Origin of the sequence: Moorena producens PAL-8-15-08-1 (assembly GCF_001767235.1) — a bacterium.
GTDB lineage: Bacteria > Cyanobacteriota > Cyanobacteriia > Cyanobacteriales > Coleofasciculaceae > Moorena > Moorena producens_A.
Window position 1 is genome coordinate 1,293,114 of sequence record NZ_CP017599.1, and the last position, 15,221, is coordinate 1,308,334.

The 15,221-nt window shown below is 45.4% G+C and carries 14 protein-coding genes; 3 read left to right on the forward strand and 11 right to left on the reverse strand.

The window, feature by feature from the left end:
- Positions 1–133: 133 nt before the first annotated feature.
- A complete protein-coding gene (locus BJP34_RS05030) occupies positions 134–1,063 on the forward strand; it encodes a DUF928 domain-containing protein (RefSeq protein ID WP_070391405.1) in 930 nt (309 codons plus the stop codon).
- On the opposite strand, the gene BJP34_RS48395 is transcribed toward BJP34_RS05030, so the two are convergent.
- Together BJP34_RS48395 and BJP34_RS48400 are read right to left on the reverse strand one after the other, a co-directional pair.
- Positions 1,011–1,142: a hypothetical protein gene (locus tag BJP34_RS48395; RefSeq protein ID WP_267876485.1), complete on the reverse strand. Its 132-nt coding sequence runs from the start codon at positions 1,140–1,142 to the stop codon at positions 1,011–1,013. The genes BJP34_RS05030 and BJP34_RS48395 overlap by 53 nt on opposite strands.
- Before the next feature lie 38 nt (positions 1,143–1,180).
- Positions 1,181–1,306 (reverse strand): hypothetical protein, encoded by a 126-nt coding sequence (locus BJP34_RS48400; protein ID WP_267876486.1) that lies wholly within the window; start codon positions 1,304–1,306, stop codon positions 1,181–1,183.
- A 145-nt stretch (positions 1,307–1,451) separates the two neighbouring features.
- Here BJP34_RS48400 and BJP34_RS42430 point away from each other — a divergent pair, with 145 nt between their 5' ends.
- Positions 1,452–1,640, forward strand: coding sequence for a hypothetical protein (locus tag BJP34_RS42430; protein ID WP_158517015.1), 189 nt, complete (start codon positions 1,452–1,454; stop codon positions 1,638–1,640).
- Here BJP34_RS42430 and BJP34_RS05035 read toward each other — a convergent pair.
- From BJP34_RS05035 to BJP34_RS45420, 9 genes are all read right to left on the reverse strand, one after another.
- On the reverse strand, positions 1,564–4,431 hold the full coding sequence (locus BJP34_RS05035; RefSeq protein WP_070391406.1) for a CHAT domain-containing protein: 2,868 nt from the start codon (positions 4,429–4,431) through the stop codon (positions 1,564–1,566). The two genes, BJP34_RS42430 and BJP34_RS05035, sit on opposite strands and share 77 nt — an antisense overlap.
- A gap of 111 nt (positions 4,432–4,542) precedes the next feature.
- The gene (locus BJP34_RS38740) at positions 4,543–4,974 is read right to left on the reverse strand and encodes a hypothetical protein (protein ID WP_149030804.1); all 432 of its coding nucleotides are present in this window, start codon (positions 4,972–4,974) and stop codon (positions 4,543–4,545) included.
- Positions 4,959–10,310: a LamG-like jellyroll fold domain-containing protein gene (locus BJP34_RS36105; RefSeq protein WP_229424247.1), complete on the reverse strand. Its 5,352-nt coding sequence runs from the start codon at positions 10,308–10,310 to the stop codon at positions 4,959–4,961. The genes BJP34_RS38740 and BJP34_RS36105 overlap by 16 nt, the downstream gene beginning before the upstream one ends.
- Positions 10,311–11,006: 696 nt before the next feature.
- A complete protein-coding gene (locus tag BJP34_RS38745; protein WP_149030805.1) occupies positions 11,007–11,210 on the reverse strand; it encodes a hypothetical protein in 204 nt (67 codons plus the stop codon).
- Positions 11,211–11,277: 67 nt separating this feature from the next.
- The gene (locus BJP34_RS42435) at positions 11,278–11,424 is read right to left on the reverse strand and encodes a hypothetical protein (protein ID WP_158517016.1); all 147 of its coding nucleotides are present in this window, start codon (positions 11,422–11,424) and stop codon (positions 11,278–11,280) included.
- A 134-nt stretch (positions 11,425–11,558) separates the two neighbouring features.
- Positions 11,559–11,687, reverse strand: a complete 129-nt coding sequence (locus BJP34_RS48405) for a hypothetical protein (RefSeq protein ID WP_267876487.1) — start codon at positions 11,685–11,687, stop codon at positions 11,559–11,561.
- Between the two features lie 37 nt (positions 11,688–11,724).
- Positions 11,725–11,886 carry a hypothetical protein gene (locus tag BJP34_RS45415; RefSeq protein ID WP_168166495.1) on the reverse strand — a complete coding sequence of 54 codons (162 nt, stop codon included), beginning with the start codon at positions 11,884–11,886 and terminating at the stop codon, positions 11,725–11,727.
- Between the two features lie 185 nt (positions 11,887–12,071).
- On the reverse strand, positions 12,072–13,001 hold the full coding sequence (locus tag BJP34_RS05045) for a pentapeptide repeat-containing protein (RefSeq protein WP_070391407.1): 930 nt from the start codon (positions 12,999–13,001) through the stop codon (positions 12,072–12,074).
- A 231-nt stretch (positions 13,002–13,232) separates the two neighbouring features.
- Positions 13,233–13,394, reverse strand: a complete 162-nt coding sequence (locus tag BJP34_RS45420; RefSeq protein ID WP_168166462.1) for a hypothetical protein — start codon at positions 13,392–13,394, stop codon at positions 13,233–13,235.
- Between BJP34_RS45420 and BJP34_RS05050 the strand changes: the two genes are divergently transcribed.
- Complete coding sequence (locus BJP34_RS05050; RefSeq protein ID WP_324611020.1) at positions 13,393–15,147, forward strand: metallophosphoesterase family protein; 1,755 nt, start codon at positions 13,393–13,395, stop codon at positions 15,145–15,147. The two genes, BJP34_RS45420 and BJP34_RS05050, sit on opposite strands and share 2 nt — an antisense overlap.
- The last annotated feature ends 74 nt before the right edge of the window (positions 15,148–15,221 follow it).

Here is a 15,221-nt window from a genome sequence, read left to right on the forward strand (position 1 = left end):
TGATCTATTTGGAAATGCTCTATATGCGATCGGTGTGATAAGAAATGTAAAGGTTTGCAGAAAATCCCTCATTAAGGACTGATAAGGATTATGGAATCCTTTAAAAAAATTAACGTTTGTTAAACCTCTGAGTATGTATAACAAAAAGCTAGCCTTGTACAAACCTTCTTTGATCTTGACCCTGGTCTGGGTACTACTTAATTTCACCATTTACCCTCTACGAGCGCGTTCCCACTCTGTTGCTCTAAACAGTAACTCCCCCGCAAATAGTTTATCTACATCCGATACTCCATCAGCTCAACCAGATCTAGACTTTGACGGTGATGGTAGACCTGATCAGATTACAACAGCTGGAGGACGTTTATATTTCCTCCCGCCAAATGCTACAGAACAGGAAAGCTTTGATGATGTGGGCAGACCACCGAAACGGACATCAGGAGGATCACGTGGTCTGTGTTCGGATCAGCTGATTGCTATAGTCCCTGGCAGTAGCGAGATTGTCGAGGCAACTGGCAACTGTAGTAATGACTCGAAATCTTTCTTAGCACTGACCTTAGCTGAGTCTCCTAGCTTTTGGTTTTATGTTCCTAAACAGTCTACTCCTGAACTGACGGTGGAGTTTGTACTGCTAGATCAGAACCAACACTCTCTACTAGAAGAAAGGATTCGGTTATCTGGAACTCCTGGTATTGTCCGTGTTCCCTTGAGCAAACCTCTAGAAACTGACCAGGTATATCGATGGCAGTTCTCTGTTGTAGTTAATCGCCGCCGCTCTGGGAATCCCAAGGTGGAAGGATTAGTAAAACGCATCATACCAGACTCTACCCTCAGTAGTAAGCTCAAGGCTGCTACTTCACCACGGGAGCGTATTGGTGTTTATGCCAGTCACGGTATTTGGCATGATGCGATGACAGCCTTAGCTGAACTACGGTACCAGAAACCAGATGATTTGAGGTTAGAACGGGATTGGCAGGATTTCCTAGGTTCGGTGGGTTTGCGTGCGATCGCAGTCAAACCTCTAGTTGATTGTTGTACAGCACAGGGAGTAGGGAGTAGGGAGTAGGGAGTAGGGAGTAGGGAGTAGGGAGTAGCGATGCAGCAAGGTCTTGGGGAGAGGCTATGTGGTTGACCCACCTCCCCACCTCCCCATCCTTTCAAGGGTATGTTTTTTACAAAGACGTCAGGTGTGGGGTGTAGGGTGTAGGGTGTGGGGTGTGGGGGATAAGAAAGCGATGCAGCGCGGTCTTGGGGAGGCAGCGCGGTCTTGGGGGTCTCCCCCACTCGCTATTGCCGTGGTTTCCCCCACTCGCTATTGCATCAAGACAATATACTTAATTTGTCGTTAAAATCATCATTTCTTCGTTGTTTTCCTTTTGCTCTCCCTGTGATCCGCCCCCGACCGGTCGGGGGTTGGGGGTGAGGCAGAACCCAAATGTAAAAAACCTACCCCTGTGAGACCTCCCCATCTCCCTACCTCCCCACACTTCCCCCGATTCCCGATTCCCGATTCCCGATTCCCTACTCCCGATTCCCGATTCCCAATTCCCGATTCCCGATTCCCGATTACAGCCAATTTCCCACTAAAACATAGGCTCCCCAGAAATATGGAGCTTGATAACCACGGCTTTTTAAGAGCTTAACTTGAGCACGGCGCAAGGCTTCAGCTTTGGTAACCGTTGCGCCAGAATCAGCTAATTCTTGGTAAAAAGATGCCATCAGTTTAGCCGTAGAGTCATCATCAATGAACCATAGGGAAGCCATAGTACTCCTGGCTCCTGACTGAATCGCTACTCCGGCCAAGCCTAAGCTAGCACGACTATCACCATCGGCAGTTTTACAAGCACTGAGCACTAGTAATTCAATTGCTTCTAAACTATTGTCACTTCTGTTCTGGATGACATTGCTTAAATCCTTGAGATTGATTCGCTTATCCCACGCCAGCAGAAAGGTCTCGTCTGGATCTGAACTAAACTCACCGTGAGTAGCTAAATGCACCACAGGAAATGGCACTGAACTGATTAACTCTTGCCATTTTTGACTGGTAAAGTCTTGATTGAGCAATTGTTGACTGGGAATTTGGGATTTAATTTCCCCTAATTCTGTTTTAACATTGGGTAGGTTAGCGAAACCTTCATGATCAGGAAAACCCTCGCGCATGTCTGAAAGTCCAAAGGCTAAGGCATTTAACTCTACTTGAGCTAAGGGTTTGGGCTCCAGTAGACTCAAACCAGGAATGAGTGCGATCGCATAGCCTTTTTCTACTAGATACTGTTCACCATCATGAAGGGTAGCCATGGGAACATTGCGAAAGCCACCATCAAGAACAAATACTAAGGTTTTAACTTGATTGGCTTCGAGCAACCCTTCCGCCCGTCGAATTAACCAGTCATAAACCTGTTGGGATAAGGCTAGACTTTCTTTAGAAATAAAAGGTTTTTCTAGCTCTATACGGAGACTTTCTAAGGTTTGCTCAAGTTTAGCTTTAGGTAAAGCAGCGGTATAGTGAATAAATTTTTCTGATTTTGGTAATTTCACGATCACCGCTAACCGGTCATCGAGAATAATCGGATAAACTAATGCTGCACTCGGATCGATTTGCTGCTCCCTCAATTCCACAATGTCAGAAAGGTTACACCCCAGAAAATTTTCAATTTGGGCTAGCTGGAGAGAGTCAATTGCTGCGGTAGCTTGCTTGAGCTTGTTTTGTGGGATCCGGTTATCTGCGATCGCTTTCTTTGCGATCGGTTGAGCGGTTTGATCGTCTTTCAAGAGTAAATCGACTAATTCTCGATAGACTTGCTCAACATTTTCCCGAAAGGAAAACTGCACATCTGAACTCAGAGCCAGTAAATCTTGGCGAAGAGAATCTAGGGTTTTGACCGTTGCTTGGTAAGCGGTGATTGCTTCTTCAGTTTTTCCCAGAGCTTTATAAATTCGTCCTAACTGCCATTGCCATTGATAGGCAATGTCATCGGCTTGAATTCCTTGAGCTATGGTCAGGGCTTTTTCGGTAAATTCTTGAGCTTGATACCATTGCTGAGTTTGTTCATATAGCTTACCAAGGGTACCAAGGGCATAGGATTCGGCTCGTTTATCGTCTAAAAGTTGAGCCTCTTGGAGAGCTTTGACTAATGTATGGGCAATTTCGTAAGGCTGAAGGATAAAGGATGACCGCTGAAGATTGTCGTGATGCTTGTTTGATTTTAGATCATAGGTGATCAGACTTTCGACAAAATTGATTTGAGCATAGATTGCGGTTCGACTAGCTGGTAATTTAGTAATCTCGCTGTTGAGTAATTCCTTGACTTGGTCATTAATTTTATATTTTAATTCTTGGAGCCTTGTAGTTTTGTTTTGATCTTTGTCTTCATCCGTTAAGGTCTCTAACCAATTGTGGAAGTCAATGAGTAGACTTAATCGCTGTAGTTTCGGTTCAATATCTAAGCTGGTTGATGCTGATAATTTGCTTGACTCTTGAAGAGATTCTTGATAGTAGTTTAGAGCATAATTAAACTTATCATCAACTTTTTTTTGAACTTTTTCTTGTTGTTCTATCTGGTTATTTCTGGTGTATAATTGTTTATAGTGGTTGTACCAAGAACGTTCTGTATCTCCCAAACTCAGTAAGGTCTCTCGTTTTTCTAAAGGAGGTTGAGCTACTTTCAAACTTGCCTTAAGCACTTGCTGAGAGTGCTTCAAGTACCCAAGGAGACGGAGAGTATTCCCAAGGCTACGTAAGCCAAGGATTTTAATCTGGGGATCAGGGGTTTGTTGAAAGGTTTGCAGCACCGTTTCAAACCTTTCTTGATTGGACAAATCGCAATTATTGTCCAGGTTTAAGGCTTGTAATAAGGTTTTACAGGTGCGACGGTGAAGTCCTAAGGCTTCCATCGCTTGAGCTTGATTAATTAGGGTACCTGTAATGCCAATGTCATCCTTTAATTGTTGATAAATCTCAGTAGCCAATTGCCAGGCTTCTAGAGCAGTGTCTGGTTGTCCTAAGGCTAATTCTAAACTACCTAGGGTGTTGAGAGCTTGGGCTTGGATTTGCTGGTAGTCTGGGCTATCCCTGAGATCTGCTCCGGTCTCTAACAGCTTGAGGCTAAATGCGATCGCATCTTCCGCATCAAACCACTGTTGCAGTTTCTGGTAAGCCAAGGACAGATAACTCAACACCATGGCCTGATGTAGTCTATCCCCTTGGGATTCATAGGCTTGTGCTGCCTGTTCCCAAGTGCTTGCTGCTTGATTAAACTGACCTTTGGTGTAGAATGCTCTGCCTTGTTCCACTAAATCTGACGCTGACCAATCTTGAGGAATTGGCTTAACAGTTGTGGGATAGGATAAGACCGGAAGGATGCCAATGGGGAGAACTAAATTTAGGAGAAAAAAAATTAGGGTTTGTGTGCCAATTAGGGTCGCGCGAAGCATGAGGACGCTAAATCTAGGGTTTCTATTAAATTATCTCTTGAATGGAGTATGGTGTTTCATAGTAAGGCTGAGGTATATCTAAATTTTTCTCATTGCTGAGGGGCGGGATGACTATGAGTGGGGTGGGCATCCTGCTGGGAATGAAACAGGCAAGATGCCTGTTCCACTAAGATGCCTCTGGAAATGAAACAGGCAAGATGCCTGTTCCACCCCTGATGCCCCTGGAAATGAAACAGGCAAGATGCCTGTTCCACCCCTGATGCCCCTGGAAATGAAACAGGCAAGATGCCTGTTCCACACCTGATGCCCCTGGGAATTGTAACAGGCAAGATGCCTGTTCCACCCCTGATGCCCCTGGAAATGAAACAGGCAAGATGCCTGTTCCACCCCTGATGCCCCTGGAAATGAAACAGGCAAGATGCCTGTTCCACCCCTGATGCCCCTGGGAATTGTAACAGGCAAGATGCCTGTTCCACGCTGCATCTGTGTTCCCGATTCCCGATTCCCAATTCCCTGCTCCCTGTTCCCTAGGGCAAATAACAAGACCCAGGCACCTGCCGAAATCCATCCGGTGTCACGGTAGTTGGATAAGCAGTCAGAAAGATATTGCCATCAGCATCAATCATCAAGCCTTGAGCTTCTATAATCCGTTTTGGCTTAGGGGTAGTGGGGGGCTGAACAGGGGGGTTAACCAGTGCAGTCCGGGAGCGATAGCGTCCACGGGCAGTGGGACGGCGTATATCTTCCCAAAGGGTATTGCTGCTGATTTCACCTGGGCGAGGAGGTAAGCCGCCACGTCCAGTATTGACAAAACTACTGCCAGTACTATTACCCGGTTGGCAGCGCTGGTCAAATTGAGCCTTGCCTGGTTCGGTGGGTAAGCTGTTGGGCTCCCGTTCCAGAAAGTCATTGGTAGTGTTGATGGTCACCATACCACTGTCTGTCTGACCAGAGGCATCTATATCATTGGTGCCATTGCCATCAATAGCTGGGCGCTCTTCAATACCAAAGATACTGAAGGCATTGATAGTGATATTACCGCCTTGTCCCATGGGAGCATTAGCAATGATATCACTACCATTAGAACCAGTTGCGGGGAAAGCAATCAGGAATGGGTTATCATTCGGATTATCATTACGGTTCTCATTAATAGTGATGTTACCTCCGTTAGCTTCTAAAGCCTTTGCGGAGATCAGACTTTCGTTTTTGAGCTGTATTAGGTCTGATATGTTTAGTGTGATATTCGCTCCTGATTCCCCAGGATTTGGAGTTTGAGCAGTTTCAGCTTCTAGTGTTCCGTTATTGAGCAACAGGGAATTAGCATTAATTATCAGATTACCTGCTACCCCGTTCTCACTTCTGACTGTTATTATCCCTTCATCTTCAACCTTGAGGGAATTACTATTGATTCTGATATCACCAGCTTGAGCTGTCTTACTGCTTACGTTTATTTCCCCTCTATCCTCAACCTTCAGGGAATTAGTATCGATGGTGATCGTACCAGCTTCACCACTGAAATTGCCTGAGCTGCTAGACACTAAACCACTGGCAATATCACTATTAGTGGGACTAACTCCAGAAATAGTAATGTCATCAGCATTGACTGTAATCTTACCAGCATTTGCTGCACGATCAGGTAAGGATTCCGGAGATACACCAAGATTTCGTTGCCCCCGTAAGTAGTGACTAGTAATTCTTTCAGGGGATAAGGCTTCGTCATAGACTGCGACTTCATCAATCACACCATTAAATGCTTGGTCACCAATGTTCGGCCAAGCCCCGATCAAGACACGGGGGTTTTGACTTTCAAAAGCACCTTGGTTGTTACTGATCACTTCCCGACCATCGACAAAAATGGTGTTGGTGTTGGAGCTTTGGTCGTAACTAGCTACAATGTGATGCCAAGTATCTGCTTCAATGAAGTTCCTTGGTGTTCTCAAGTCCGAGTTACCCTCAAAGTCACCAAAACGGACAGCACCGTTACTGGTCACTCGGAAATATAGACTGTCACCGTTACCATCGTTTTGGTTATTGCTTGGATGTATCCCGACATAGGATTGATTCTTAGATTGGTTAGAGTCGTTTTGTTTTACCCAGGCTTCTACAGTGAAGGATTGATTGCTGATATCTAATTCCGAATCTCGTGCAATAATACCAACATCCACAGCATCATTGTTGCCATCAAATTCTCCTGCGGTGCCTGATATTCCTGGAACGCCCTGAGTTACGCCATTCTCGTAGGTACCGTTGAAGCCATTGCCAGAACTGTCAACAGCTGTTAAGGAAGTGGTTTCGTCTAAACCCCAGTAGGCTACTGGCTGATCTTCTAGGACAACCTCCTGATAGGACTGGTTGGCTAACTCAGAAGCTAGAACTCTTGGGATGAAACCGAGGCTGCGTGCTTCTACCCGCCCACCATTAATCAGAGATAGGGAGGAAGTAGTGATCTCAATAGTTCCTCCATTACCACTACCTGTGTCGTTTACAGCGCTGGAAATTACTCCATCATTCTTGAGCAGAACAGATTCTTTTGCATGCACAATAATTGCGCCGCCGTTGCCGCCATTGCCGTCATTGTCTTGTGAGAAGGTAGCAGTGGAAATTTCACCTTGGTCTTGAACAGTTAGTTTATTGGTGGTTAAGTTTATAGGTCCACCTGTCCCATTCCCCCTCGTGCTAGCATCTAGGGTCGCACCATCAGTGACTGCAATGGAGTTAGCTTTAATTTTAATCTGACCACCGTCCCCCTTGCCTACAGTTCCAGATACTAACTGGGCACCATCAGTCACAGAAACAGAGTTAGCGTCAATTATGATAATGTCACCACCGTTTCCCTCTGTTGTCTTAGAACCCACACCAGTCAATATCCGACTAGGTTTGCCATTGATGCCCACGCCGTCTATTAAAACCTGGTCACCAACCGTAATCATCACATCACCACCATCCCCCTTGCCTTGAGTACCAGATACTAACTGGGCACCTCCAGTAATCGCCAATGAACCTCCTGTAACTGTGATCGTGATCGTGCCACCATTGTCCTTGCCATCCGATTGAACCTCACTAAATATGCCACTATCTGCTCCAATTAGCTCGCTGAATCCATCAACTAAAACGCGATCGCGAGCTATTATTTCCACATCACCCCCTTTTCCTTGGCCACGGGTTTCGGAATTTATCTGAGCACCGTCGGTAAAGGAAACTGACCGAGCTTTAATTGATACTTTGCCACCGTCGCTCTCTGCTTGAGGTCTAACGCGAGTGAAGATAATACTTGAAAATTTATCCCCGTTTTCATTCTTAGCAGCGCCATGAAAGCTAACTTCCTCTTCAGCAATAATTGATATGTTGCCAGCATTTCCTATGTCATTGATTTCAGTACTTACTTGACCGCCATTGGTCACAAAAACTGACGTTGCCTCTATGGTGATATTGCCACCATTACCTCTAGCTTTTGATTGGTTGCGAAACCTTTTGTCTTCTCTATCCGGACCGACCCGAGAGCGCAAACCGCTGGCTATGTTATCTTTATTTGCTATCCCGTCAATGGTAACTGTATCGCGAGCTTTGATAGTTATCTTGCCAGCATTACCTATACCAAATAGGTTGGTTTGGATTTGACCACTCTTTGTAACGGATAGGGAGCCAGTGTGAATGGTGATGTTACCACCGTTCCCGACAGCGTCTTTCCCAATGAATTCGCCGACGTTACTACTAATCCTACTAAATCGATTGCCCCTTGCTCCCGAAACGGTTACGCTATCACTAGCAAAGATTTCAATATTGCCCCCAGTGCCTTTACTGTTGAGATTGGCACTGAGTCTAGCACCATCAAGGATTGACAAAGATTCAGTCTTAATGGTTATCGTACCCCCCTGGCCGTTTGCCCCACGCTCAACATTAACTTTGGCTTCACTGGAGGCTTCATTGCGATTGCCTGACCGAAAGGTTACCCTCGGTGCTCCTTTAAAGAGCACTTGACGGGCGTCTATGTTGATATGACCTGCACTCCCTTGACCCTTGAGGCTAGCATCAAGGACAGCGCTGTCTTTGACTGAAACAGAATCAGCTTTGATGGTAATATCCCCACTCTTGCCTATGCCTCCGTTGTCCAGACGAGATACTAGTTCAGTGCCGTTGTTATTCCGTTGAGTGCCGTTTCTGCCATCAAGGGAAACAGCCCCACTGGCCGTAATCGTGATATCTCCGGCATCGGCTTGACTGTTGCTGTTAGTTCGGATCCTAGCTCCTTGGCGGGCGGTGAAGGAACCGGTTTCAATGGTAATATCCCCAGCTTGACCAGCATTGGAGGTACTGGTGATTATGTCACTATTGTCAAGGGTTATGTCATCAAACGTAATTAATTTAATCTGACCGGCATTACCGGTAGCGCTAGAGGTATTAATGCGTTCGCTTATTTCAATCCCGCCTCGATAATCGATAATCACATCACCACTATTTCCCACAAACCCACCGAAATTGTCATCGGTGCGGAGTGTTCCAATCTCCAGCTTGTTAGTAGGATTAGATCCATTGGTTTGATACTGATTGGTTAAGAATACTAGTCCATTCGGAGCATTAATCGAGATGTCACCAATGGTGATATCGGCACTAGTAGCAGCCGTATCCAGGTTAGGGGCAAGGTTTCCGGTATCCACATTTCCTGGAAAACCCCCCAGTAATGTCCAATCTATGCCAGCCCGAATATCTAAGGTAGGTTGACTACTACCATCAATTACTACAGACGTTCCCCCTTGGTCAGACAAGGTAACATTGGCCAGACTAGCTAAGAACGGATTGGAGTTATCAGGACTAATGGCATTATTGGCTGTATCGGTAGAGTTAATTTCTAGGTCCCCAACGGTAACACTCCCTCCTGCCAAAATATGTAGTGATGCTCCGGTATAGTTTCCTAAACTGACATCTCCATTGGCCAGAATAATTGGGTCATGGGGGCTGAGTAAATTTCCGGGTAATCCATCCAACTGCTCGATGCTGAAACTGCCGCCAGCGGTATAGTGAGCATCCCCTGCTATGGGACCCGGCGATTGGCCTTGGCCTTTGGGCCACGCTACGCGAATGGCCACGCTACGCGAACGCAACCGTAAATCAGAACCAGCGAATAAACCACTATCGGTATGGTTATGGGCAGCAATATCAATTGACTGATTCCCCTGAATTAGCAGCAAACCACCAGCATTGGCAATAAAAGGTTGCGCTATAGTATCCCTGATGGTGACCGTATCTTCTCCAAACAGAGTCAAATTGTTACCAGCCTCCAGTTGACCCTGTAAATCTAGATTGCCTGCAGCTAGAGTTAAATCTTGTCCTACTGCTAAATTCCCAGCATTTTGAATTGTTGTCCTGGGGTCATACTTGCCATACTGCAATCCTGGGGTAATATTAATGGTTAGCAGTGGCGGGGCTTCATAGGATGTGGCACTAAACTCCTGCCCATTAGCAAAGACCAGGCTATTGGCAGTAGAGGCGAAAAAGGAACCAGCTACATCTAATCTCGACTGCGGTCCAAACACAATGCCATTAGGATTGAGCAAAAACAGATTCGCTGCACCATCTACTCCCAAAGTGCCTAGAATATTAGAGAGATTACTTCCAGTTACCCGGGTTAGAATAGTCTCGATTCCAGAAGGATTAGCAAAATAAACCCGTTGTAGTTCTCCTACATTAAATTCCTGAAAACTGTGGAATAGGTTAGACCCTCGTGTTGCGCCACCTTCGATCTTATCTGCTATTTTTCCTCGGACATTGGTATTAGGTATCACCACAGACGATTCTGAACCTAATGTCCCATCCGTAACAATATCGGCCAAGGCATAGTTACCCGACATGGCTAGGGTTAACCAACCCAGGGGGACCGCCATTGTCCTGGCCCAACCTAAGGTGAGGGTGATTACTAGCTTTCTTCCACCCATATTAAGTTCTAAGTTATTGCTTTAAATATCTTCTGGTTAATTCTAGCAGTTATTAGTGCTTTTTATTGGAACTATGTAAATTTTAATAAGTGTGGTGAAATGGGGAGACATCACCCTCAAATTATGGGATATATAGCGTTTTTATATAGGTTGTAAACAGGCTTAGGGCATGAATTGAAATGCAGGCAAAATGGGAAAGGTAAGAGGGTAAAGAGCTTCGTATTTTTCTTTTTCCATAAAAAAATACTACCTAGGTTTACATCTCATTTATAAATGCTATAACTATCGGATCTAATACCGAGTTGCATTCAAAGAGAGTAGATTGCTTGTATAGGGAGATGGGGAGATGGGGAGATGGGGAGATGGGGAGATAGGGATAGAAAGTTGTACGTTTGACCGCAACTTAGCTGTCCGGCAAAAGAAGCCCCACACCTAATGCGCAGCATAGGTGTGGGATGAATTTTGCACAGGGTATGCATGGAATTGCTATAATATATGTACTGATAAACAAAGCCGTTCGCGAAGCGTGGCCAAAGGCCTTAAATGCTGGTTTGTCAGGCACCTACGTTCCTTAAAAATAGAACTTATTGTATTGTTCCGGCGCGGAGGGGCATCCCGGAGACGAAACCTTATCAGAGGGTCGCCTTAATCATAAAGTTTTAACCAAAGGTGCGCTTTCCGTTGGCGAATTAAATTCGCCACGGGTCGCACCTCTTTTATGCATAGCCGACTAACCATAAAGGCTCCACTCTTCTTGCGGTAACTTCTGACCGTGTCGTTAATAAAGCTTGCCGAGTATCCGTTCGCGCAGCGTCGGCGAAAGCCGATACCGTTGGGTGGAGTTGGCAAGAAGCCTACACGCTCACTCGTTCGCGGAGCGGCTCTGTAAGAGCAGAGTCAGTGTAGGAGTATGTCACTATAAGCGATCGCGTAGCGTGGCCAAAGGCCAATCGCGTAGCGTGGCCAAAGGCCAATCGCGTAGCGTGGCCAAAGGCCAATCGCGTAGCGTGGCCAAAGGCCAATCGCGTAGCGTGGCCAAAGGCCAATCGCGTAGCGTGGCCAAAGGCCAATCGCATGTTTCTTAAACAGTTAAGCTTCCGCAACGGTTAGGCTTCCGCAACGGTTACTATCAATTCAAGAGCACAGCATCAACGGACTACTAGCTGTTGATGCGATCATCCCATGCTTGTTTAACAGTTAGGCTTCCGCAACGGTTAGGTTGACCCAACGGTTACCATCAATCAGGATAAGACCATGAAAAGCTAGTAGTAACCCATATTCCGCAGGTTGGTCAGACCAGTAGATAATAATTTTGGCAGGGAGCACCAAGAAACTGAATACCCCTTATTATTAAATAATGAAATTATTTAATAATTTCATCATATTGATTGCTGTCATCTTGTTGTTCCTTGATTGAGTTTATAATCTCGTTTAATGGCTTTTGGTTTAGCCACTGATGGCGTTCTTTGGTATAGTCACCTTGACCCCAGTTAAAATATTGAATAAACCGAATTGCATCAACCATTCCTAAGGCGTTGCTTAATAATGGAATGATTTTAATAGTTTTTAGGTGCCCTTGACCTTGGTGAATTTAATTCTTCATGGGTCAAGGGCACCTTTGACTAAAATAAGCTGACGCCTGACAGCTGACCGCTGACCGCACCTCAAGTAGCGTGCCCGTAGCGCTTAAGCAGATAGCTTAGGTTGCTGTTACCGAATTGGAACATTCAACGCGCCATTTTCCTTAAGCCATTGGCACTGTTGAGCACTTAATCCTTTAGCATCGGTAAACACCGCACCGGCCACCTCGCATTGGTCGAAATCAACACCATTCCAAATAGTATTCTCTAAATTAGCGTACTGTAAATCAGCATTTGTAAGATTAATACTAGATAAGCGAGCCCCTTCTAAATTGGCAGAAAATAAAGACGCTTCAGTTAAATCAACATCGTTTAATAGCGCATTTTCTAAACTTGACTCCAGCAACTGAGCACCACGCAAAATTACCTCGGTCAAATCAGCAGCTCTGAGATTAGCAACAATCAGATTAGCAGAGGTTAAATCTGCTCTGAGTAAACTAGCACGGCTTAAATTTGCCCGTTCCAAATCAGCAGCAAGCCACTTAGTATCGATTAACTTAGCTGCCTCTAAGCTAGCTAGATCAAGGCTTGCTCCACTGAAATTAGCCTCAGGGAAATTCACAGCTCCTAAATTGGCCATCTTGAGATTGGCACCTGTAAAGGTTATCCCTTTTCCAGTTGCTTCTCTCAAATCCGCCTTTTGCAGCTGGGCTAAGGACGCCTCAACCCCATCTAGTCTTGCTCCACAGAGCTTAGCCTTTGTTGCCCAAGCCCCTCGGAGATTCGCCCCCTCCAAATCAGCACAATTCAGTTGAGCTCCTGAGAGTCGGGCATAAACCAGAGTTGCCCCCGATAGGTTGGCCCAGCTGAGATTGGCTTGAGTAAAGTCTGTCTCTTGACAAGATGCTCCCGAGAGATTGGCATTACGTAGGTAAGCGTGGGCAAACTGAGCCTGATCCAGATTCAACCCCTGTAAATCAATATGACTCAGCTCGGCTTTCTGTAACGACAGTCCTTGCTTAAGTTGGCTAATAACTTGATTAGTAGTTAATAATGTCATAGTATGGCTTCTATAAAACCTGTAGTCAGTTAGTTTTGTATCTAATTTAACTTTAATCTGACCTCAAATGTAATTATTGCAAAAATCTTTTACATAAATGTTTACGATTCAAAATATACTTTCGACACAAGCAAATTGAGCGTTTGAGGCACCCGAGCAGTCAATGGGCTACGCAAACGCTCTATGTCAACATGAATAAGGGTTTGAGCACTTAGACTAATACGCTGATACCTAAGTGCTCAAAGTATAGTGGAGAGTAGTTGTGTGTTTGATTAGGGGATTGTGACAGTTTCCCTCAATCAGCAACGTCGTGCTATGGGGAGTAGGGAGTAGGGAGTAGGGAGTAGGGAGTAGGGAAATGGTCAAGTTTTCTATCAGTCGCTTTATCCTCATGGCAGCTATAGTTATCGGTGTAATTGTTCTTGTCCCAACTATCAAGCAAATTACCCAGCAGCGAGCCATGACATCCGCTTACGAATTACTGACTGACCCATTCTTGCAATTTCCTACAAAAGATTCCGTGCGGGTGGTTTGGTTTACCGAATTTCCTGGCTCCCGCCACACTGTTACCTACGGCACGAGCTCTTATCGTAAGGCCACTGCTACTACTACTAAACTCAGCCGCACTCGGGAAGACCAAAAATCCCGAGTAGGCAACCAGACCGAAGACGGCCAAGTCTACCAGAAGCCCATCATGCGGGATATTTGGCGTCATGAAGCCATCGTAACTGGACTGACTCCTGGTCTTCCTGTTCCCTATCAAGTCACCAGTGTCAAGGAGAATGGGCAAGTTGTCAGGAGCAAACTCTTTAGCGTCAGTGCTCTCCCAAACCCTGAGACACCCCAGAAAATTCTTCTGACTTCTGACCATCAACTAATGCCCATGACCGCAGCTAATCTCCAGAAGGTGATAGACACTGTAGGCCAAATTGATGGAGTGTTTTATGTTGGTGATTTAGTTAATATTCCTGACCGGGCTTCGGAATGGTTTGATGATAACCGGGGTGGTGCGTTTTTCCCTTGTCTTCAGGGTCGAGCTAATTACCAATTGGAGAAGAATGGGGTTAAAACTACCTACCATGGCGGTGAAATTATTCAAAATGCCCCGATCTTTCCTGTAGTTGGCAATCATGAAGTGATGGGTCGTTTTTCTATGGAAAAGGATTTGAATAGCCAATTCAATGACCCTTTTCCTCGGGCTGCAGCACAAGCCATCTATCAGCAAAAAGCTGAACAGTTAAATCCAGATAATGACCCTAATTATTACCAAGCTTGGCTAAAAAATAATACCTATAATACTGACACCTATAACGAGATTTTTTCCCTACCTAATGGCAAACCTTATTATGCCGTAACCTTTGGTGATATTCGCTTAGTGGTGTTGTACATTACTAATATTTGGCGCACACCTAGCTTAAGCCCTAATGCCAAAGGTAGGTATCAAGAACGGGAACAAGATTTAGACAATCCCATCGCTTGGGGATACGGACAACATATCTTTGAACCGGTTAGTAAAGGGAGTCCCCAGTACCAATGGCTCCAGGCAGAACTCAATAGCACTGAGTTTCAACAAGCTAAGTATAAAATTGTGATGCTTCACCATCCTCCCCATAGCCTAGGGGACAATATTGTCCCAGCTTATACTGACCCAGTGCAGATCATTGAGCGGGATCGGGCGGGTAAGGTGACAGCAGTACGTTATGAGTACCCCAAAGACAAGGATTACATCATTCGGGATGTGGTGCCATTGTTAGAAGCTGCTGGTGTGCAGTTGGTGTATTATGGCCATTCCCATCTATGGAATCGCTTTGTTGATGGTAATGGCATCCATTTTTTAGAATCCTCCAATGTGGGGAATAGTTATGGCGCTTATGTTGGTGAGAAGAAGCGCCCAGTACCAACTGGGTATAACGAAAACTATTCCGCTACTGGAGACGCCAATGGATTAGAGCCCGTTATGCCAACAATCGCGCCATTGTTAGGAGAGAATAACCAGCCCTTGCCTTATATCGCTAGTAATGACCTCACTGTATTTAGTATCTTCGATACTGGCACCGGTATAGTAACTAGCTATCGCTTTGATACGCGATCGCCTAATTCAGAGGTGATTAAATTCGATCAGTTTATGTTAAAGCCAAGGGATTAGGGTGCAACATTTAACCTGTCTAAACCTGCTCATCAGCAGGAATGACCTGTATAGCACCAGGTGAAAACCTGGTG

Bases quoted from the DNA above. Each gene is read 5' to 3' on its own strand.
- BJP34_RS05030 (WP_070391405.1), top strand. From the start codon at position 134: ATGTATAACAAAAAGCTAGCCTTGTACAAACCTTCTTTGATCTTGACC.
- BJP34_RS05035 (WP_070391406.1), bottom strand. From the start codon at position 4,431: ATGCTTCGCGCGACCCTAATTGGCACACAAACCCTAATTTTTTTTCTC.
- BJP34_RS36105 (WP_229424247.1), bottom strand. From the start codon at position 10,310: ATGGCGGTCCCCCTGGGTTGGTTAACCCTAGCCATGTCGGGTAACTAT.
- BJP34_RS45415 (WP_168166495.1), bottom strand. From the start codon at position 11,886: ATGGTTGATGCAATTCGGTTTATTCAATATTTTAACTGGGGTCAAGGT.
- BJP34_RS05045 (WP_070391407.1), bottom strand. From the start codon at position 13,001: ATGACATTATTAACTACTAATCAAGTTATTAGCCAACTTAAGCAAGGA.
- BJP34_RS05050 (WP_324611020.1), top strand. From the start codon at position 13,393: ATGGCAGCTATAGTTATCGGTGTAATTGTTCTTGTCCCAACTATCAAG.
- BJP34_RS45420 (WP_168166462.1), bottom strand. From the start codon at position 13,394: ATGAGGATAAAGCGACTGATAGAAAACTTGACCATTTCCCTACTCCCT.